This is a genomic window from Acinetobacter sp. HZNU-JH01, from assembly GCF_037996845.1.
GTDB classification, from domain to species: domain Bacteria; phylum Pseudomonadota; class Gammaproteobacteria; order Pseudomonadales; family Moraxellaceae; genus Acinetobacter; species Acinetobacter haemolyticus.
On the sequence record NZ_JBBMZX010000001.1, the window covers coordinates 2496721 to 2518246 of the forward strand.

General features: G+C 37.9%; 19 protein-coding genes and 1 tRNA gene. 10 read left to right on the plus strand and 10 right to left on the minus strand.

Translation table 11 applies throughout. The features are described 5' to 3' along the window. Nucleotides 1–39: 39 nt before the first annotated feature. The 4 genes from AAC851_RS11915 to AAC851_RS11930 form a co-directional block, all read right to left on the minus strand. Nucleotides 40–1068 carry a hypothetical protein gene (locus tag AAC851_RS11915; protein WP_340600896.1) on the minus strand — a complete coding sequence of 343 codons (1029 nt, stop codon included), beginning with the start codon at nucleotides 1066–1068 and terminating at the stop codon, nucleotides 40–42. Between the two features lie 105 nt (nucleotides 1069–1173). After that, complete coding sequence (locus tag AAC851_RS11920; protein WP_340600897.1) at nucleotides 1174–2160, minus strand: hypothetical protein; 987 nt, start codon at nucleotides 2158–2160, stop codon at nucleotides 1174–1176. Between the two features lie 63 nt (nucleotides 2161–2223). After that, nucleotides 2224–3258: a tRNA preQ1(34) S-adenosylmethionine ribosyltransferase-isomerase QueA gene (gene queA, locus AAC851_RS11925; protein ID WP_340601046.1), complete on the minus strand. Its 1035-nt coding sequence runs from the start codon at nucleotides 3256–3258 to the stop codon at nucleotides 2224–2226. 64 nt (nucleotides 3259–3322) lie between these two features. Next, a tRNA-Leu gene (locus AAC851_RS11930) sits at nucleotides 3323–3409 on the minus strand. Between the two features lie 307 nt (nucleotides 3410–3716). On the opposite strand from AAC851_RS11930, the gene AAC851_RS11935 reads away from it, so the two are divergent. The 9 genes from AAC851_RS11935 to AAC851_RS11975 all read left to right on the plus strand — a co-directional run bounded on the left by AAC851_RS11935 (nucleotide 3717) and on the right by AAC851_RS11975 (nucleotide 14666). After that, entirely contained in the window at nucleotides 3717–4988 is a 1272-nt protein-coding gene (locus AAC851_RS11935) for a sensor histidine kinase (RefSeq protein WP_004640791.1), read from the plus strand. A gap of 87 nt (nucleotides 4989–5075) precedes the next feature. Next, nucleotides 5076–7823 carry a bifunctional [glutamate--ammonia ligase]-adenylyl-L-tyrosine phosphorylase/[glutamate--ammonia-ligase] adenylyltransferase gene (glnE, locus tag AAC851_RS11940; RefSeq protein WP_005089142.1) on the plus strand — a complete coding sequence of 916 codons (2748 nt, stop codon included), beginning with the start codon at nucleotides 5076–5078 and terminating at the stop codon, nucleotides 7821–7823. A 28-nt stretch (nucleotides 7824–7851) separates the two neighbouring features. Then, nucleotides 7852–8778, plus strand: coding sequence for a branched-chain amino acid transaminase (locus AAC851_RS11945; RefSeq protein ID WP_340600898.1), 927 nt, complete (start codon nucleotides 7852–7854; stop codon nucleotides 8776–8778). Between the two features lie 141 nt (nucleotides 8779–8919). Then, nucleotides 8920–10080 carry a nucleotide sugar dehydrogenase gene (locus AAC851_RS11950; RefSeq protein WP_340600899.1) on the plus strand — a complete coding sequence of 387 codons (1161 nt, stop codon included), beginning with the start codon at nucleotides 8920–8922 and terminating at the stop codon, nucleotides 10078–10080. A 167-nt stretch (nucleotides 10081–10247) separates the two neighbouring features. Continuing rightward, entirely contained in the window at nucleotides 10248–11003 is a 756-nt protein-coding gene (locus tag AAC851_RS11955; protein ID WP_042874730.1) for a hypothetical protein, read from the plus strand. A gap of 31 nt (nucleotides 11004–11034) precedes the next feature. After that, on the plus strand, nucleotides 11035–12030 hold the full coding sequence (locus tag AAC851_RS11960) for a Stealth CR1 domain-containing protein (RefSeq protein ID WP_100834016.1): 996 nt from the start codon (nucleotides 11035–11037) through the stop codon (nucleotides 12028–12030). 15 nt (nucleotides 12031–12045) lie between these two features. Then, on the plus strand, nucleotides 12046–12804 hold the full coding sequence (locus AAC851_RS11965; RefSeq protein WP_279735332.1) for a glycosyltransferase family 25 protein: 759 nt from the start codon (nucleotides 12046–12048) through the stop codon (nucleotides 12802–12804). Nucleotides 12805–12879: 75 nt separating this feature from the next. Further along, nucleotides 12880–13794, plus strand: a complete 915-nt coding sequence (locus AAC851_RS11970) for a glycosyltransferase family 32 protein (protein WP_113996700.1) — start codon at nucleotides 12880–12882, stop codon at nucleotides 13792–13794. Between the two features lie 92 nt (nucleotides 13795–13886). Continuing rightward, nucleotides 13887–14666 (plus strand): glycosyltransferase family 25 protein, encoded by a 780-nt coding sequence (locus AAC851_RS11975; protein WP_075314813.1) that lies wholly within the window; start codon nucleotides 13887–13889, stop codon nucleotides 14664–14666. A gap of 44 nt (nucleotides 14667–14710) precedes the next feature. On the opposite strand, the gene AAC851_RS11980 is transcribed toward AAC851_RS11975, so the two are convergent. Further along, nucleotides 14711–15718 carry a glycosyltransferase family 2 protein gene (locus AAC851_RS11980; RefSeq protein ID WP_075314815.1) on the minus strand — a complete coding sequence of 336 codons (1008 nt, stop codon included), beginning with the start codon at nucleotides 15716–15718 and terminating at the stop codon, nucleotides 14711–14713. A 70-nt stretch (nucleotides 15719–15788) separates the two neighbouring features. Here AAC851_RS11980 and AAC851_RS11985 point away from each other — a divergent pair, with 70 nt between their 5' ends. After that, nucleotides 15789–16577: a glycosyltransferase family 25 protein gene (locus AAC851_RS11985; RefSeq protein WP_279735330.1), complete on the plus strand. Its 789-nt coding sequence runs from the start codon at nucleotides 15789–15791 to the stop codon at nucleotides 16575–16577. 5 nt (nucleotides 16578–16582) lie between these two features. On the opposite strand, the gene AAC851_RS11990 is transcribed toward AAC851_RS11985, so the two are convergent. The 5 genes from AAC851_RS11990 to AAC851_RS12010 form a co-directional block, all read right to left on the minus strand. Then, complete coding sequence (locus tag AAC851_RS11990) at nucleotides 16583–17359, minus strand: glycosyltransferase family 32 protein (RefSeq protein ID WP_075314817.1); 777 nt, start codon at nucleotides 17357–17359, stop codon at nucleotides 16583–16585. Between the two features lie 130 nt (nucleotides 17360–17489). Then, a complete protein-coding gene (locus tag AAC851_RS11995; RefSeq protein WP_340600900.1) occupies nucleotides 17490–18359 on the minus strand; it encodes a lysophospholipid acyltransferase family protein in 870 nt (289 codons plus the stop codon). 5 nt (nucleotides 18360–18364) lie between these two features. Further along, a complete protein-coding gene (locus AAC851_RS12000) occupies nucleotides 18365–18586 on the minus strand; it encodes a hypothetical protein (protein ID WP_004640773.1) in 222 nt (73 codons plus the stop codon). 161 nt (nucleotides 18587–18747) lie between these two features. Continuing rightward, a complete protein-coding gene (aspS, locus tag AAC851_RS12005; protein ID WP_134251548.1) occupies nucleotides 18748–20529 on the minus strand; it encodes an aspartate--tRNA ligase in 1782 nt (593 codons plus the stop codon). A gap of 137 nt (nucleotides 20530–20666) precedes the next feature. Beyond that, nucleotides 20667–21431 (minus strand): DUF4184 family protein, encoded by a 765-nt coding sequence (locus AAC851_RS12010; RefSeq protein ID WP_161420402.1) that lies wholly within the window; start codon nucleotides 21429–21431, stop codon nucleotides 20667–20669. Nucleotides 21432–21526 lie beyond the last annotated feature (95 nt).

Here is a 21526-nt window from a genome sequence, read left to right on the forward strand (position 1 = left end):
CTTTCGACTTATGCTATGTATGAGCCGTTGAGGGAAATTTTATCGAATTAAGTTAAGCATCAATTCTTGAAACCTTTGATATTGAGGCATGGTCATGGTGCGTAGATGTCCACGTAGTGCAGGAATATCATTGATTTGATCGCGCTTACTGGTTGTTTGTAATAGGTTTTGTTCCCCAACATAGCAAAGTATTTGCTCTTGTTGATGATAAATTAAATCACCTTTAAAGTGTTGAAAAAAATCATGTAATTTTAGGGTCATACTTGGACTAATGCTTTTAGCCAATTCATGTTGACTACGGCCAAAAATTTTTAGATTGCGATTCACCGAAATGTCACTACTTTCCCAAACACTACCGTAAGGTTCAAAAAAACGAGAGCGTTGATTGCTGACAGCGATACCTAAGTTGGGCATTTGGAAAATAAAAGCCCCCCACAAATCTTTGTGAATTTCCTTGACGATTTTTTTATCACTCGTTTTATCTTGGAGGATCGGCATTTCACTGACATAGTGATATTGAAAGATGAGAACTTGATGCTCAGTTGTTCCATCATGCCACGTCGTAGATGCATATTGGGTAATTTGATTGGATTCAGTACCACGATAAAACAATGGAAAGAGTTGTCGTAGTCGGCTGATGACTAAGCTGGGTTGTGCTTGGATTGGGAGATAGGTTGGGAGTTGCTGGAAATTTAACTGATAACGTAGCGTCATCATACGTTGTTCAAGAAACTCGGTCACCTGAATTAAAGGTTGTTTTGGCTCATAGAGAAGATAGGCTAAAAACCCTGTCAAAAATGCAGCTAAAAAGCTCCAAATGAACTGAATATGCGGATGAATAAAGTAGCCAAACACTAAGCAACAGAGACTAACGATGGTGAGGAGCAAGGGGAGTACATTAAAAAAATGTAGATCATGTGCTTCACCCCACGGGTGTAACTTGTCGAGTAACTCTTGATCATTGGTTGATTTGTTCCCAATATCCCAAAGCCGAGCGATATTACGGAAAACCTGAGCATTTTTTTTACGTCTTATATGAAGCGCTTGTTGTACAGTATCGATCGGCATGGAAAGGATCAGTTCATTATAATAGGTCGATGATGATTGGATTATGCTTTAAATTTCAGAAACTAAGAAGTACCTTGTGGGCTATTTTAATCGTTATAGATGGAATTAGAGAGTCTTGAGTAGACTGGTAAGTGCTTCTTGTAAACGTTGAAGTTTTGGCATTTGAAGTTGTTCTAGCTTTTCAGCAAGTTTATTTACCGTGATTGCCTGAAATAAATAATTACTCTCGATTAAAGGGGATTCATTGAATAACCAGTACATCACACTAGTTTGTGGAGGTACATAAAAATCCCCATGAAAAGTTTGCATCATTTTTTCCAGTGACAATAGCCTTTCTGGAGTTAAAAATTTAACAAACTCGTATTTATTTACGCCAGTTTGCTGATACTTCTTATTAAAGAGAATATCACTAGATTTCCACTCTATACCTAGATGACATTGATGTTTATAGTGAGCTGAGATGCTGATGCCTTTGAATGGGAAATTGTCCATCAGTACGCCCCATAGATCACAATGGGTCGTTTCCCAAAATTCTTTTCCCTGATCATCGGTTGTCCTTGTTTGATAGGTGTAGTGATAGTTAAAAACAGAATAATCATATGTTTTTTGTTTAATCACTAATTTCCCATCTAGCAATATTTTAACAGTATTGTCTTTATCACCTAGTTTAAATAAGGGATGATCTAGTAAGGCAGAATTTAAGGGTTTGTTATCAGGATGAAACTTAACCTGATAGTTCTGCTCCAGAATATAGAGTCTTAATTGTTCTTTTAGGCTGTCTAATTCAGTTGTCGGAATACGATAACGCACACCAATACTAAACAGAACAACACAAACAATTAGATAGTAGGCAGAGAACAAAAGGCCTGCCAGTAAAAAAATCAGACTCAGCGTGGACATTGTCCAGTACAGGTAATTCTTGATATACAGGTTTTGCTCGCCTTGCCAGTGTTTTAAGCGATTAATAAGTGTGTCGGGTGAAGGGTGTTCCTCAAGGAGGTGGCGAATAGCCTCAATATTTTCTAAGGTCACCTGATTATGCATAAATTGATTTTGAAAGGCTTTTTGAATTTTTTTAGATATAAATGGCATAAATTTTTTAAATCATCATATTAAAAAATAGGCTAAACCATGATTTAGCCTATGGAAATATATTTAAGCAAGTTTATCAATCAACATAGCATCGCCATAACTAAAGAAGCGATAGCGTTGCTCCACGGCATGTTTATACGCAGCCAATATGTTATCTCGATTCGACAACGCTGAAACCAGCATCAATAAGGTTGATTCAGGTAAATGGAAGTTGGTAATCAAACGATCCACGATACAGAACTGATAACCTGGATAAATGAAAATCTGAGTGTCGCCTGTCCATGCTGCGATTTTGCCATCATTTGCTTGTGCTGCACTTTCCAGCGCACGGGTCGCCGTAGTGCCTACTGCAATAACTTTATTACCACGTGCTTTGGTTTCCAAAATCAGATCAATCGTCTCTTGTGGTACATCACACCATTCACTATGCATAATGTGATTGGTAATATCCGTTGTGCGAACAGGCATAAATGTCCCTGCACCGACATGTAAAGTGACAAAAGTTTTTTGAATGCCTTTTGCTGCCAATTTTTCTAATAAATCTTGGTCAAAGTGTAGACTTGCTGTAGGGGCAGCAACGCTGGCAATTTTTTCAGGATTGTGAAAAACGGTTTGATAACGCTCCGTATCAATCTCTTCTGCTTCACGATTGAAATACGGTGGAATTGGTAACTGACCATATTGATCCAGTACAGATAAAATCGGTTGTGAAAATTCGACCACAAACAGGTTTTCATGACGACCTTGTACAGTTACTGGTACTGCATCTTCACCCACATAAAGTTCAGCACCTGCTTTCGGTGCGTTACTGGATTTGATATGGCAATGTGCTGTATGCGTGTCGAGCATTCGTTCAACCAAAATCTCGATTGCTCCACCTGTAGCACGTTTGCCTTTTAAGCGGGCTTTCATGACTTTAGTGTCATTGAGTACCAGTAAATCACCTTCTTCAAGTAGATCGAGAATATCGGTGAAAGCATGGTCGTAATACTGACCTTGAGTATCGATATGGAGTAGGCGTGATGCGCTGCGGCTTTCTAATGGGTAGCGAGCGATAAGTTCATCTGGGAGATCAAAAGAGAAGTCGGAGAGTTGCATATTTTTCTTTACCACATATGAAAAAACCCCAAACTTTTAGTGCTAGTTTGGGGTTTCGAAATTTTGGTCCCGAGGGTCGGACTCGAACCGACACGTCATCTCTGACAGCGGATTTTGAGTCCGCCGCGTCTACCAATTTCACCACCTCGGGAAGAGTGCGATGCTTTGTGTTGCGTATAATACCTTGTTTAAATCACTTGTCAATCATGCAGATTTAACAGTTGCTGAATTTTAGAGCAATTTATCGTTTTTTTAGGTTTTTTTATAAAAATTGTTCAAAAATTACTATTTTTATAATAATGAAATAAATTATTGTTGAAATTTCACGTTTTGTTGCGAAATTGTCGGAAGCAGCAATTGCCTTTTATGTTAAAGTTTGTTAATACTAAGGGATGGTTTTCACATTTTTTTTAATAAAACGTAAATAACCAAATAATGATAATATTCGAGAGGCGGGCATGGCTATTCAATTATTAGAATTACAGCAAGCCGATAAGCTAAGCGCTTGTAAAATTTCACTTTCTTTGGGTCTTAACTCAGAGCAAAACTTGATTGAACAATTCCTGCAATTTAATCGTAAATTGATGCAGGCAAGTACCGCATTGCTCGCATTCCACCAAGAACCCTATTTATGGCATCGTTGCCCAGAAAAGCTTCAAGCAATTGATTCTACAAAAATTGCAAAAAGTTTAAATACCTTATTTGTCAATAATGATCTGATTGATTGTGATCATCCTCGCTACCCAAGTTTGATGGCTTTTCTTAATGTTTTCAAGAAGAAAGTCCAACGTGCTGTTGCGTTGCATTTAAGACATCCAGATCAGACATCCTTGGGGTATGTGATCCTATTTGATGAAGAGGCACAGGCCTTCTCAAAACTACAAACAGAGTTATTGCAAGCACATTGTCGTAACTTTATGCAGCAGCTTGAGTTGAAATTTAATCATGATGAATTAAAGGAACTTTATGAGCAAGAAGCTGCGCTCAATGTTAGTAAAACTAAGTTTTTCTCGATTATCTCGCATGATTTAAGAGCACCATTTCATGGATTGTTGGGGTTTTCAGAGATTCTGGCGAAAGAACGTGAAACCTTAGATGAGTCGAGTATTCAAAATATTGCTGATTATCTGCATGATACCTCGCAATCAACATATAACTTATTAGAAAGTCTACTCAATTGGGCGATGGCTGAAGGTGGGCGTTTTGTTTATCACCCAATTAATTTTAAGTTGCGTCAAATAACCAATATTGTGACTGATATTTTAAAAACTTTGGCTTTGAAAAAGCATATTGAATTGGTGAATGAGGTCGATGAAAACCTCAAAGTTTATGCTGATATGAATATGATTACTTCTGTCATCCAAAATCTTGTTTCAAATGCGCTGAAGTTCACCGATGTGGATGGTTCAGGCAAAGTTTATATTAAAGCAAAGGCACGTGGTGACGTTGTTGAGATCTATATTAAAGATACGGGTTTAGGTATGACCCCTGATCAGCTCAAAGATTTGTTTCAACCACGTATAACCATCAGTTTAAAAGGCACTGCAGGTGAGAAAGGTGCGGGGCTGGGGTTGGCGTTGTGTAAGCGCTTTGTTGAAATGAATCACGGGAAGATCAGTGCCAGTTCAAAAGAAGGAGAAGGGACTTTGTTTAAGGTGGTATTGCCTGTTGCGCGTGAACATGTAGATTTGTGCGTTGAGCAAAATAAAAGTCAGGAAAAATTAGTCTAAACAGATTTTAATCCTTGGTCAGTAACTGATATAACTACAATGGTGTTATAGATCTTATTACGATGGCATCAGTTGAGCTTTTTTTATATGAATGTGGAACAGCTAGAAAAAACCTTAGTCGCAAGTCAATATGCAGAACAAGTTTTAAATTTATACACATTACAATTAGAACAAGATTATGCAGAAGATCAATTTCTTTGCTCACTTTCGACGGAAAATATTTTTGACAAGGTTCAACATGCTGTTGCGGATATAAGTGATGAACAGGCTTGGATGAAAGCCTTGCGTATCTTACGTGCTAGATTGATGTTCCGCTGGATTTGGCAGGATGCCAATCAACTTACAGATGTTGTGACATTAACTCGAGAGTTATCAGACCTTGCAGATGCTAGTATTTGTGCGGCAAAGGCATTTGCATTGCCTCCTTTGATTGCCAAACATGGTGAACCGATTGGATATTCAGGTCAGTTTCAGGATTTGATTGTGATCGGTATGGGGAAATTAGGCGCACAAGAGCTGAATTTATCCAGTGACATTGATTTGATTTTTGCTTTTGACGAACAAGGTGAAAGTAATGGTCGAAAATGTATCGATGTGCAGCAATTCTGTATTCTGTGGGGACAGAAACTGATTTATTTGTTGGATCATATTACTGCTGATGGCTTTGTTTTTCGTGTCGATATGCGCTTGCGTCCATGGGGGGATGGCTCGGCATTAGCCATTAGTCACAGTGGTTTAGAAAAATATTTAAGCCAGCACGGACGAGAGTGGGAACGTTATGCATGGATTAAGGCACGGGTCATCACAGGGGGACAAGCTGGCGATGATCTGATGGAAATGTCACGTCCATTTGTATTTCGCCGCTATGTGGACTATTCAGCATTTGCTGCAATGCGTGAAATGAAAGCCATGATCGAACGTGAAGTCATGCGCCGCAATATTGAAGATGATATCAAGTTGGGTGCAGGTGGGATTCGCGAAATCGAGTTTATTGTTCAAGTTTTTCAGTTGATTTATGGCGGTTCGAGACGTGAGTTACAAGATCGTCAATGTTTGGTGAACTTACAGCATCTTGGACAAGCTGAGTTGCTGGATGCGCAAGCGGTTATTGATTTAGAAGATGCTTATTTATTTTTAAGACGGGTTGAGCATGCCATTCAGGCCCTGAACGATCAACAAACACAGTCCTTACCAACAGAGCCAGATCTGAGACAGCGGATGCTGGATACGTTGGGCTTTGCCGATTGGTCTGCTTTTTTAGCTGAGCTCAATCAGAAACGAGACAAAGTTAAAGTTCAGTTTAAACAGTTGATTCAGGAAAAAGAATTCTCTGCGCCGATTGATGATTTTATCCAATTGGAACAGCAATTGAATGCAGTGCTAGATCCTGATGCGCAAAATTTGATTCAGAATTTTTGGCATGGACAAGCATTACGCAAGATTCCTGCCAGCGCGCTAGAACGATTAAAGAAGTTCTGGCCACATTTGATAGAAGCAATTTTACAGTCAGATCGGCCACAAGTGGCATTATTGCGTTTAATGCCATTGGTGGAGTCGGTGTTGCGCCGCACTGTGTATTTAGTGATGTTGATGGAAAGTCGTGGAGCTTTGCAGCGACTCGTAAAAATGGCAACCGTGAGTCCGTGGATTTGCGAGGAACTGGCGCAATATCCGGTGTTATTAGATGAGTTCTTATCGATGGATTTTGGCTTGCCACAACGCCAAGATTTAGAAGATTCGTTACGCCAACAGTTATTGCGCATTGAAATTGATCAAGTTGAAGATCAGATGCGAGTGTTACGACTCTTTAAAAAGAGTAATGTCTTAACGGTTGCTGCCAGTGATGTATTGGCAGAAAGTCCGCTAATGAAAGTATCTGATGCCTTAACTGATATTGCAGAAGTTAGTGTACAGGCCACATTGAATTTAGCTTATGAAGCAGTCGCACAGCGTCATGGTTATCCACTCAGCAATACAGGTGAACGTTGTAGTTTAGATGCCAAAGGCTTTGCTGTGATCGGTTATGGGAAATTGGGTGGCATTGAACTTGGTTATGGTTCTGATCTTGATTTAGTGTTTATTCATACCTTTGAAGAGCAAAGTGAAACGGATGGGCGTAAGTCAATTAGTGGCGCTGAATTTGCAATTCGTGTTGCACAGAAGTTCATGTCTTTGATGACTACCCAGACTTTGGATGGTCGTGTCTACGAAATTGATACGCGTTTGCGACCTTCAGGTGAAGCAGGAATGTTGGTGACAAGCCTCAAGGCTTTTGAGCAATATCAGCAGAAAAGCGCATGGTTGTGGGAGCATCAAGCATTGGTTCGTGCGCGCTCTATCGCTGGCGAAAAGGCTTTGTGTCAGCAGTTCGAACAGGTACGTTGTCAGATCCTGACGCAAGTCCGTGATGAAAATATGGTGCGTGAAGAAGTGATCAAAATGCGCCAAAAAATGAAAGATCATTTGGGTTCATCTTCTGAGCAAAAAAAACATGGGATTTTTCATTTAAAACAGGACTCAGGTGGTATCGTTGACATTGAATTTATGGCACAGTATGCGGTACTTGCATGGAGTGGGACGAATCCAGATCTCGCCCATTATTCCGATAATGTAAGAATTCTAGAAGATGCTGCTAAAGCAGGCTGCTTATCCAGTGAAGATGCCACAGCATTAATCCACGCTTATCTCCGTGAACGAGCTGAGAGTCACCGTCTAGCGCTTGCAAATCAATCTATGCAAGTCAATGCTGCGGATTGGCACGATACCCGTGAGATCGTTTGCAAGTTATGGCAAAGATTAGTTGATCCAACTGCAATAGCATTGGAAAGTGAATAATTGTGTAGAAAAAAATGGAGTATGTGCGATGAGTTTGGCTGATCGTGATGGTTTTATTTGGCAAGATGGAAAATTAGTTGATTGGCGTGATGCAAAAATTCACGTCTTAACGCACACACTGCATTATAGTATGGGCGTCTTTGAGGGCGTCAGAGCTTACGAAACACCAAAGGGTACAGCAATCTTCCGTTTGCAAGATCACACTAAGCGCTTATTAAATTCAGCAAAAATTTATCAAATGAATGTACCATTTGATCAAGCGACATTAGAACAAGCACAAATCGATGTTGTTCGTGAAAATAAATTGGCATCTTGCTACTTGCGTCCATTGATTTGGATTGGTTCTGAGAAGTTGGGTATTGCTGCAACTGAAAATACCATTCATGCTGCGGTTGCTGCATGGGGCTGGGGTGCATACCTTGGTGAAGAGGCAATGGCGCACGGTATTCGTGTAAAAACCTCATCGTTTACCCACCATCATCCAAACGTGACTATGTGTAAAGCAAAAGCTTGTGGTAACTACACTGTTTCCATCTTGGCACATCAAGAAGTGGCACGTGCAGGTTATGACGAAGCAATGTTACTTGATCCTCAAGGTTTTGTCTGCCAAGGTGCGGGTGAAAATGTATTCTTGATCAAGGATGGTGTATTACATACACCTGACTTGGCTGGTGGTGCATTGGAAGGGATTACTCGTCAAACTGTGATGACCATTGCCAAAGACCTTGGTTATGAAATTGTTGAACGCCGTATTACTCGTGATGAGTTCTATATCGCAGATGAAGCATTCTTTACGGGTACTGCTGCTGAAGTAACACCAATTCGTGAATATGATGATCGTCAAATTGGTTGTGGTTCTCGTGGTCCAATTACGACTGAAATTCAAAAGACATTCTTTGATGCTGTTCAAGGCCGTAATGAAAAATATGCACATTGGTTAACTTATATTAAATAAGCCCAATATGTGATGAAAGCGAAGCTTAGGCTTCGCTTTTTTATTGGCAGGACTGTCAACAGATTGCAATCAAAGTATCATCAATCTTTCATTTAACTCAATTAGCTTGGTCTTTAAGCAAAATTAAAAAATAGAGTAACAATGAAAATTACGGTGGTTGGTGCAGGATATGTAGGCTTATCAAATGCCTTATTATTTTCTAAACAACACGATGTGATGATCTTGGACATTGACAAAGCCAAAGTGAAGCAGATCAATCAAAAAATCTCCCCAATCAGTGATGCGTGTATTCAAAATTATTTATCTGAATCGCATATTGAAGCAACCTGTGATAAAGCGTTGGCTTATCAGAATGCCAAACTCATCATTATTGCAACACCGACCAACTATAATCCTGAGACCAATTATTTTGACACCTCAAGTATTGAGGCGGTGATTGCAGATATACAGGCTGTTAATCCCAAAGCCTTGATGTTGATCAAATCTACAGTTCCTGTGGGTTATACCCAAGAAATCTCGAAAAGACTCAAATTAAAAAATCTGATTTTCTCTCCTGAGTTTTTACGGGAAGGGCAAGCTTTGCAAGATAATCTCTATCCTGCTCGTATTATTGTTGGTGAGAAATCGAAGCGTGCAGAGAAAATTGCCAAACTCTATCTAAGAGCAACGATTAAAAAGGATGCGGTATTATTATGTGTGGATGCAACTGAAGCAGAAGCAATCAAGCTGTTTTCAAATACTTATTTAGCGATGCGTGTGGCATTTTTTAATGAGTTGGACACCTATTGCTTGAAAAATAGATTAAGTGCACTTGATATTATTAAAGGGGTCGGTCTAGATCAGCGGATTGGTGATCACTATAACAATCCATCCTTTGGTTATGGTGGCTATTGTTTACCCAAAGATACCAAGCAACTGCTTGCCAATTATCATGAAACACCACAGGAATTGATTTCAGCGATTATTCGTTCTAACCAAACCCGTAAACAGGCGATTATTGAAGATATTCTGAGTCGAAAGGTGTCACGTGTAGGTGTATATCGCCTAACAATGAAAGCAGATTCAGATAATTTTAGAGAATCTGCTGTACATGATGTTTTACAGGGGCTAGCAAATGAAGGTATTCATATTACCATTTATGAACCGACTTTGGATGTAAAGGAATACCTGGGTCATCCGATTGAGGCAAGCCTGCAAAAATTTAAGTCCACATCTGACTTAATTATCGTGAACCGAATAGTGCCTATGTTTAGTGATGTGATGGAAAAAATTTATACTCGGGATTTGTTTGGAGTGAACTAGTTTTTGAAAAATCAGACCTAGGAAAATCATGGCTGTTTGACGAATTTATAATAATCAATTTGATAATGCCTATGCTAAGATAGTCTAATATTCGGTGCATATTATTTAAAGCTTGCGATATTGGATGTGCAAAGCAAAATATTATTTCAGGCATTCAAGGTTATCAAATGGTCGATATTCAACAAAATTCAGAAACACACGAAGAAAATATTATTTTGTGTATGAAGTGGGGAACCAAATACGGTGCTGAATACGTCAATCGTTTGTATAACATGGTGAAGCGCCATCTTACATTGCCATTTAAAATGGTATGTTTGACGGATCGTACTGAAGGTATTGACCCAAATGTTCAATGTTTTCCGATTCCATCCCTAGACTTACCTGAAGGTGCACCCGAGCGAGGCTGGAATAAATTATCTACCTTTGAACCTGATCTGTATGGTTTAAAAGGCAATGCACTTTTTCTCGATTTAGACGTGGTGATTGTAGACAACATCGATGGTTTCTTTCAGGCACCAGGTGAGTTTTTAATTATCCACGATTGGAAACGCCCGTGGCGTGTCACGGGTAATAGCTCAGTGTATCGCTTTAAACTCGGCGAGTTTTCTGGGATTTTGCCGTATTTCCGTGAGAATTTTGATGAAATCCGTGAAAAATTCCGTAATGAGCAAGAATACCTCTCTTGGTTTGTGCACAAAGAAGGGAAGCTGAGTTATTGGGATAAAGATTGGTGTAAGAGTTACAAATACCACTGTTTAAGAAAAGTACCATTTGCGTATTTCCAACCGCCAATCAAGCCGAAAGGTGCAAAAATTATTATTTTCCATGGTGAGATTAACCCACCTGACGCAGTTTCTGGTGGTGGTGGTAAGTGGTATCGCTATGTATTGCCTTCTGATTGGATCAAAGAGTCTTGGCAGTAAGCAAGACGACATCATTACAAGAGTTTGATTTATGAAAGATACAATACAACCTATTGATATCGTAATTGCTTGGGTGGATGGAAATGATCCTAAGTTAAAAAACAAGCGTCAACAATTTATAAATCAAACTGCACCGTCAAATGCTTTAGACGCAACGCGTTTTGCGAGTAATGATGAAATTTATTTCTGTATTGCCTCCATACTCAAATTTGTACCGTATTGTGGGAAAATTTATGTAGTCACTGATCAACAAACACCCCAATGGCTGGATCAGTTTGAGCAGCAGAATCTCTGTGAGAAAGGCAAGATTAGAGTGGTCGATCACACGGAGTTGTTTAGAGGATACGAATTTGCGTTGCCGACGTTTAATTCTTTAAGTATTGAAACGATGCTTTGGAATATCCCGAGTATTTCAGATTATTTTATTTATTTAAATGATGATTTCTTCTTTAATCAACCCTCTGATCCACAAGACTTTTTAATTGATAGTCAAATGGTGATGTATGGGCATTGGGAAAGTAATCTAGTAAAAAAAATCAAATATATTGTTAGAAAGTTTGTGCAAAATAAATTTGGAAAGCTGGCACAACCCTCATATACAATGGCGCAAATGTTAAGTGCAGATTGTGTTGGCATGTCTCAATATTTTGAGATTCACCATCGTCCGCATATCTTGAGTCGGATACTTCTATGCAATTATTTTGAAAAAAATATGCAACAATTACAGAAGCAAATTAGCTTTAAATTTAGGAATATCGATCAGATATTACCTGTAGGTTTATCTAATCACCTAGCGATTAAAAATGACCAAGCAATTCTCAACGATGATGTTGAAATCGCTTATTTAAAAGATCATCGTGATTTAGAGTCGTTTACTCAGGCTTTATCTAATCCAGATGTGAAATTTGGTTGTATTCAAAGTTTGGACCAACTGCAACACAATGATGAACAGCATATACGCCATGCACTTATTCATAAATTTAAAGATGTTTTGCCTAGTCAGATCCAAGCGACGATAGCAGGATAAGCAAAGGAAGATCGGATGAAAGTTGTTACTTATCTCATAAATCTAGAGGGTAGTGATCAGCGTTTAGCAAATGCGACAGCTCAGTTGCAACAAGCGGGTTGGGCATTTTCTCGTTTCCCTGCTTATGATGGACGTGGCAAAGCTTTATCGGAGTTTGAAGATTATGACGATGTTGCGGCCCAAAAAATATTAGGTCGTAGTTTAATTAGCTCTGAGTTGGGGTGTTATCTCAGCCATTATGGTTGTGCTAAAAAATTTTTAGAAACGGATGCGGATTATCTTGTTGTTCTTGAAGATGATATTCAAGTGTTGCCGAACTTTAAACAAAATCTTAATTCATTAATAAATTATCTTGATCAGCATAAAGAACTCGAATGGTATGTGGTGAATCTTGCTGCAAAAAAGAAGAAATTGGCAAAAGACATTGTTCAGATTGATGGTTATACAATCTGGCATGCTTATTACTTTCCCATCCGTGGTGTAGGATTAGTATGGTCAAGAGCAGGTGCTGAGGCATTTGTTGAGCTGGGTAAAACCATGCAAGTTCCTGTCGATATCTTTTTTCAAAGCTGGTTAAGTAAAAATGGCAAAGGATTGGGGGTGTGGCAGCCTTTTGTCCAACCTGCAGGGATTGATAGTGATATTCTAGGCACTGTGGCAACACAGGGTATTCAACGTAAAGCACTGGAAAATAGAAGTGCTTCACATGGGTTCAAAAAACAGAAAAGAATGTGGCGTGATCGTTTTTATGCGATTAGGCATCTTTATTTTTAATTAAAATTGTTTGGGTAAATCACTTTGGAACAAAGATGGGCTGAAGTAATATAAAGATATGGCTGAGTGACCTGTATGAAAATATTTAAAAAAATATTCTATCTCTTAAAGTTCTATACGATGTATTCGAACAAAAAGAGAGGGGTTAATGCAGCCATAGACAATGAAGCAGATTTGATTGTGCTTAATCCGACTATTACTGATGCGGCCATTCCAAAGAAAATCTGGATGTATTGGGAAGGTCCGCTGGCTGGATTTGTGAAAGAATGTGTGGAACAAGTTAAAAAGACCAATCCAGATTATGAGGTCCATTTTCTCACACCTGATACAGTCAAAAACTTCTGTGATATTGATTTTGGCCGCTTCCCAAAGGCAACGCCACAACAAAAGGCCGATCTGCTCCGCTTTGAACTGATTTATCAATATGGAGGGATCTGGTTAGACGCTAGTATCATCGTGTATGAGTCTTTAGATTGGATTCAGGATCTGGTTAAAAAGACCCAGACCAATAGTTTTGCTTATTATCGTGCCAAGAATACTACCCTTAAAGCATCTCCTGTTCTAGAAAACTGGTTGTTGGCAAGCGCAGAAAAAAATCCATTTTTTAAGTACTGGTTTGATGAGTTGGTCACAGCGATTGAATTAAGTCCTAAAGCGTATTTGCAAAAATTAAAAGAAACAGAACCTGATTGTCAGGACTTATTTCAGCACATTGGTCGCCTCGAGTATCTTGTAGCGTATGTTGCCTGTCAGAAAGTAATGCGTAATCATTTGCCAAGTATGTGTTTAATTAACTGCGATAAAAATGCACTGTATTTTCAGGTGAAACATCAATGGATCAAAGAGAAAGTACTCATTGATATGGCAATTCATCATTCGCCTACTGAAATGCCAAAGCTGATCAAGCTTGCAGGCAAGGAAAGAAAGACACTGAGTCATTACTATAAAAAAGGAATGTATTTGGAAGGCTCTCTTCTAGATTTCTCTTAAATATCTGACCACATTTGTTGTCTATATTAATTGGAGGTGAAGCTTATTCAAAAAAATAGTAAAATACGGCTAATCTTCAGCTTTATACTATTATGAAAAAATTTGTTATCAGTCTATCTACAGCGAATGAACGTAGAGAGCATATTTCTAGTGAATTCGGTAAAAAAAGTATAAATTTTGACTTTTTTGATGCTTTAACTCCCGAGCCTGCAGCTCTTTTTGCGAAAGAACTTAACTTAAACGTTGATGAACAGTCTTTAACAAAGGGTGAGGTTGCATGCTTTATGAGCCATGTGTTCTTGTGGAATAAAATGATTAGCGAGAATATTCCACATATGGCAATTTTTGAAGATGATATTTATTTAGGTGAGAACGTTAAAACATTCCTGACAGAAACTTCTTGGATTGAACCTCATTGGCACCTGATTAAAATAGAGGAATTTACACCAAAAGTAGCTTTGGGTGAAAAAATTAAAGTGTTTCAAACTGAACCACAAAGAGCGTTGTTTGACCTTAAAAGTAAAAATCTGGGAACGGCTGGTTATATTCTGTCTTTACATGGAGCTAAGCAATTAATCAATTATATTCAATCATTGGATAAGTTGATTGCATTAGATCATTTAATGTTTGAAAAGCTTATCCAAGATAAAGTTTTAGCTGTATGCCAGATGAAACCAGCATTATGTATCCAAGATGTGACGCTCTTTTCTACAAAAGATAGTGTCAGATTTGCAAGCCATTTGTATAAAGAGCGCTTAACCAGAAGAAAATACGATAAAAAGAAGGGACTGGATAAGATTCTGTTAGAATTAAGTCGAATCCTTGTGCAAGTCAGAAACCTTATTTTCTTTAAGACAGTTGGGTTTAAATAAAAATATAAATATATATCAAAAATACCTATGTATTTTTGATTTTTTTATTTTAAAAGTTTACTTAATTTTCGCGCTAAATAGTGCCCCAAAACTCCATAATGAAGAAAAATAAAAAAAATTCTTTCTCGTTTTGTTTGCACAATTGTTGTATCCAGTTTTAATTTCCTGAGCTCTTTTGAGATTTTTCTCCAGTTGCTGTTGGTGACAAAATATCCTTTACATTTTTTGGATTCGTCTATATAGATGTATGAGAAATGCACTAAAGGAATCGTAAATACTTTTTTCTCTTGAGTATTTTGAATGAGTTCATTGATGAGAAGAGCGCAGCTATTTAATAGACGGTCTTTCATTAATAAATTTTTCTCTCTTGTCGCACTACTTTCTAAGATTCTGTATTTATAAATACTCTCTTTAATAATAAATATCGTTTGAATTTCAGTGAATATCTTTGAGACGATGAATGCATCTTCAAAGTGGGTCATGTTAGTTGGAAATGGATTGCTCAACAAAAGTTCGCGTTTATATGTTCTTAACCAAGAAAACCAATTGTTTTTATTAAAAATTTCATAAAGAATTTCATCATTCACAGTATATAATCCTGACAAGGCAGGTTGAGAAAGATGATAATTTTTTAGAGGATTGTTCTCGAAAAAACAATAGGCATTGAACTGAATAAGATCGGGACACGCTTGGATTGCAGAGAGGATCTTTGCAATATAATTATCAGCCACCTTATCATCCGAATCTATAAACGTTATATAACTGCCCTTAGCGTTCTTTACGCCATTGTTTCTTGCATGGCTTACCCCCTGATTTTTTTGATGAATAACAATAAAATTTTGTTTGAGTGAATCAGGAAGGTTATCTATAAATTCATTAATAATTTGTACTGAATGATCTTTTGAGCCATCGTTAACAATAATAACTTCAATTGTATTTTCTATTTGATTACATAAGTTTAGTAAACATTCTTGAATGTATTTTTCAACATTGTATACCGGAATAATAATGCTTAAACAAATCATTAGGTGGGGAGAGCGAATTTGAGTCATACCTTATTTTATCCTATAATCACACAAATAACAGTATGTTGTTAGTTTGATCCTGAGAAGAGAACATTGAATGGATATTTTTGTCGTTAGCTTAAAAAATGCGCTTGAAAGAAGAAAGCATATAAATAAGCAATTCATGACTCAGCAAATTGAATTTCAATATTTTGATGCGATTGAACCTCATCAAATTGAAGGGACACTCCAAAATATTGGCGTCGAACTAAAAAATTGTTCTTTAACCAAAGGCGAGATTGGATGTTTTTTAAGCCATGTTTCCCTGTGGAAAAAAATAATTGATAATAATTTGTCTTATATGGCAATTTTTGAAGATGATATCTATTTAGGCTCAAAAGCAGCATCATTTCTAAAAGATAATTCATGGATACCTGAAAATGTAGAGGTGATTAAACTTGAAGCATTCTCAGATTCAGTGCAAGTAGAATTATTTTCTAAAAAGGCTCTCATTGATGATCGAGCTTTGTTCCTTTTAAAAGGGAGGCATTTAGGTACAGCAGGCTATATTATTTCCAATGCTGGGGCGAGAGATTTATTTAAATACATCAATCAGTTGGATGTTTTAAAGCCGATTGATGATGTTATGTTTGATAGCTATATTGCGAAGAAAATGGTCTATCAGATGCAACCCGCATTATGTGTACAAGATTTTATTTACAACAAAGAAGTGAAATTTGAAAGTTGTCTTCAAAAAGATCGTTCTCAAAGACATATGAGTGAATTGGTCGTTCCTGTTAAAATTAATAAAATAAGTCTAAAAATAAAAAGAGAGATTTATCGTTTTTTTATTCAGATTTACAATTTACATTATAAATTTTTTGAAAAGAAAATAGAGTTCAAGTAGTTTTACTACTTGAACTTATACTTTATATAATAGCGAATTAGGTTGATTAAACTCTTTATATTTAACTTTGTGGCTAGATTTTTTAGAAAAAGTTTATCCGTAGCCACATCTACTTCTAATACCTTATTTTTATAATATGCCGTATGAACTCTAGCTTTATAACTTTCAGTTTTCTCTTTATCTAACCATGAACCAATAAAATGGTGAGTTGTATAATTAGGCGGAAGATCTAAACAAAAATAACAAGAGGAAAAAATATGAATTTTATGAGTCCCATCATTGCCAATCTGGTTTTCATCTTTATAAGGATCAATCTCATAAAAACGTGTTAGCAAATTACTAATAGTAACTGTATTTGGAGGTTCATCATTACTATAGGTCTTTGAATCATAATAACTGAGTATTCTTTTCGTGAGTGAATGCTGAGGCATACTCCCCCACACAGCAGAAGTAAAAGGGATGCTGTCGATTTCAAAGCTACTAAAAGCTTCTAACGTTAAAAACTCATCAATTGGATGTTTGATTTCAACGTCTGTATCTAAATAGACTCCACCAAATTTATGCAAAGCCATTGCACGCACATAGTCTGAGACAAAAGCATATTTTTTCTCTTCATAGGCTTTTTGAGTGAAAGGATGGCTATTGATATCGAAATTATCTTCATTCCAAAGTTTGATTTCCCAACCTGGGCATTTATCTTTCCAGCCATTGATATAGTGCTGTAATGATTCAGGAATATTCTTTCTCCCAAACCAACAATAATGAATAATTTTAGGAATCATTTAGGTACAGATTAGATTAAAACAGAAGTATAATATATCATTGTTTTATCAAGTTTTTGTAGTTCTAGCGTTTTAAAGGGATTCGTTTGTGGGTTAAATAGAAGATTAACCTGATAAAAATAATATTTGATTATTGATAATAATCTTTGTCAATTGTATTACCCCTAAACCTTTTATATCCCCACATGTACTCTGTAGGAAAGCGGTTGATCATCTGTTCAACTGCTTTATTCAGTGCAGTCGTTGCAACCTCAATATCTCGATCATAGAGTTGAGGATCGTTAAGATCGTCACAGTAGACATCAAAACCTTCATCATCTTCGCGACGAAAACAGCTTAAACCTACTAAACGACATTGGGTTTTTTGTGCCATTTTACTTGCTAAAGTGCTCGTAAGGCAGGGAATCCCGAAGAAAGGAACCACAACACCACCTGAAGGTTGGGGTACATGGTCGGGCAAAATTACACTAAATCCGCCTTGTTTAAGGTTTTTAAATAAAGCCTTTACACCATTGGCATCAGTTGGAACCAATGTTGCATTGAGTCGCTGACGAGCATGGAGAGCAAAGCTATTAAAGCCACTATCTTTCATTGGTTTGTACATGATGGTGGGGATACCGTATTGGTGTACCCAAGCATTCATCATTTCCCAAGTTCCAAGATGAGGGGTAATGATTAAAGCACCTTTAGGATCGTTGAGTGCATCGGTTAAGACTTCTAAATTATGCACAGTATGAATTTGCTGGATGCTCCACTCAGGCGGCATTGCCCAGCATTTTCCAGATTCAATATAGCTGAGACATTGCTTGGTGACGCTTTCCCGAGCCATTTTTTCTTTTTGATCGATCGTTAGCTCAGGGTAGGCGAGAGCTAAATTGACTCGAGTTTTCCATAACATACTTTTGTTTGGATTTTGATTGATAAAGTATGCCGCCACTTTTGCAATACTGCGTAAAAATGGTAAAGGTAAAACCCGAAGCAAGGTACGATAAAAGGACATACGAATTAATCTTGCTTATCTGCATTCCCTTTGAGCACCATATAAATCAGTGCTGCAAAAATCAGTAAGGCACCTGCCAAGCTACTGACACAAAAATATAAGATACGTTGATAAGTGGTCATATTGAAGAGTTCATTCGACAAGATGTAACGCATAAGGAACCATTGCGCGAGTGAAAACACAATAATAACAATGGTATGTCGACGAACATCTGGACGCATAGCCATGGGCAGATACCTTCAATAGAAAACTGGCTTATTATGCCACTAGCGAACATGATCTCAAAGTATAAATTACCTTGCCTAACCGCTTCCAAAAGAAGAGCGATCATATCGATATAAAAAACCCTGCATAGTGCAGGGTTCTTATCGAATCATAAACTCAAGGTTTATTTTTCTTCAGCTTTTGGTTTTTCACGTAAACGAATACCTAGGTCACGCAATTGGTTTGCTTCAACTGGTGCTGGTGCTTGCGTCAATGGACATTCTGCTGTCTTGGTTTTCGGGAATGCAATTACATCACGAATCGAAGATGCGCCTGTCATCAACATGATCAAACGATCAAGACCAAATGCCAAACCACCGTGCGGAGGTGCACCGTAACGTAATGCATTGAGTAGGAAGCTAAATTTCTCTTCTGCTTCTTCTTCGCCAATACCTAAAGCTTCAAAAATCGCTTTTTGCATTTCTAAGGTATAGATACGAAGTGAACCACCACCGATTTCAGTACCGTTCAATACCATGTCATATGCAACAGAAAGTGCTTCACCTGGATTGTTCTTCACTTCTTCAACACTTGATTTAGGCAGTGTGAATGGGTGATGCACAGACGTCCATTTGCCATCATCAGTTTCTTCAAACATTGGGAAGTCAACAACCCAAAGTGGTGCCCATTCTTTTGTTGCAAGATTGAGGTCATGGCCGATTTTGACACGAAGTGCGCCCATTGCATCGTTTACGACTTTGGCTTTATCCGCGCCAAAGAATACGATGTCGCCGTTCTCAGCACCAACACGTTTTAATAGATCAAGTACGATTGGCTCGATGAACTTAACGATTGGTGATTGTAGACCTTCGATGCCTTTTTCAAGCTCGTTAACTTTAATATAAGCCAAGCCTTTTGCACCGTAGATACCGACGAATTTGGTGTATTCGTCAATCGCACTACGTGGTAGTGAACCAGCACCTGGAACGCGTAACGCAACAATACGACCTTTAGGATCTTTCGCAGGGCCAGCGAATACTTTGAACTCAACGTCTTGCATTAAGTCTGCAACGTCAACCAATTTCAATGGAATACGCATATCCGGTTTGTCAGATGCATAGTCACGCATTGCGTCCGCATAGGTCATACGTTCAAATTTATCGAATTTTACATTCAATAATTCATCGAACATTTTAACTGTTAAGCCTTCCATTAAATCCATGATGTCATCGTCACTCATGAACGATGTTTCAACGTCGATTTGGGTAAATTCAGGCTGGCGATCCGCACGTAAATCTTCGTCACGGAAACATTTAGCGATTTGGTAATAACGATCAATACCGCCAACCATCAACAATTGTTTGAACAACTGTGGTGATTGTGGAAGTGCATAGAAGCTACCATTTGAAACACGGCTTGGAACCAAATAGTCACGTGCGCCTTCAGGAGTTGCACGCGTCAAAATTGGTGTTTCAACGTCTAAGAAACCATGATCTTCAAAATAGTTACGGATCAAATTGGTTACTTTAGAACGGAAGCGTAAACGTTCTAGCATTTCTGGACGACGAATGTCCAAGAAACGATATTTCAAACGAATTTCTTCAGAAATATTGGTGTTTTCATCATTCAATGGGAATGGAGGTGTTTCAGAAGCAGCAAGTACTTCGATTTCTTTACCTAAAACCTCGATTTGACCACTGACCATGTTGGCATTTTCAGTACCAGCATAACGACGGCGAACACGACCTGTAATTTTTAAAACGAATTCAGAACGCGCTTTATCAGCAGTTTCAAATGCTTCTGGGGTATCTGGGTCGATAACCACTTGTACGAGGCCATCACGGTCACGCATATCAAGGAAAATTACACCACCATGGTCACGGCGACGGTGGACCCATCCACATAGAGTAACTGTTTGATCGATTTGGGCTTCAGTAAGAGAGCCACAGTAATGAGTGCGCATCATATTGAATTATATATCCAAACTATATTGGCTAGAAGGTGAATGCGTAAACAGCGCAGCACCAATGAAGGGGAGATTATGCCTTGTTGAGCGTCTTGTCTCAAGTCTTAATATATGTAAACAGATGCTTTGAGAGAAAACTAAGCCTTATAAGCTTTACGATCTAAAAATAATAACAGGAGACATGCAACCGTAAACAAGATGAGACCAGTCTGTGTAAATTCATTGATCGATTTTCCAATAAAAAAATAAGGTTCACTTAACCAGATTTCAGACGCAATATGACGGCTATAATCCCAAATGGATAATAGTCCGCCAAGGACTGAAATAATTAAACTGACAACCACGAACGTTTTAATTTTTTGTGGAACCAAGCTGTTTTGCTTGTGACTTTGATAGTAATGCCAACACATCCAAAAAATAAAAGGGAGGGCGATAATAGATGAACCAATTTGTAAGATAAAATGCAATGGATAAGTAAAGCCGAACAACGAGATTTGCTGAGCAAGTACAGTTTTAAATGCAAAGGTGCGAAAGTCGAGATGCGTTAGTCCATCCCAAATCAAATGCGTTGCTGTTCCAATGATAATCGCAAAGCAACTCATCAAGCTAAAAGCAATAAAACTGTCAAATGAATGAATATTTAAATCATCTCGAATTGCAAATAGTCGATAGAGGACGGGACGATAAAGTAAATACCAAAGTAAACTAAAGAATAGTCCAATGGGTAGATTTGGAAATAAAACCCCGGCCCATTGATGGGTAAGAGCAATGCTTTCGGGTGTAAACAACCGATATAAATCTGGTGCCATACAGCCGATCGCCAAGGCTGCGATTGGTAAATGACCTTTGCTGAGTTTGGATAAGGGAGGTGCAAGAACAGCGTGAGACAAGGTAAAAGGCATATTGTTATAAAACAAGTTTTATAAAATCATGGAGACACAGTGTAGCAAATGTTTTTTTCAGCTATGTTTTTTATTGCAAAATAAATGAAATGTTA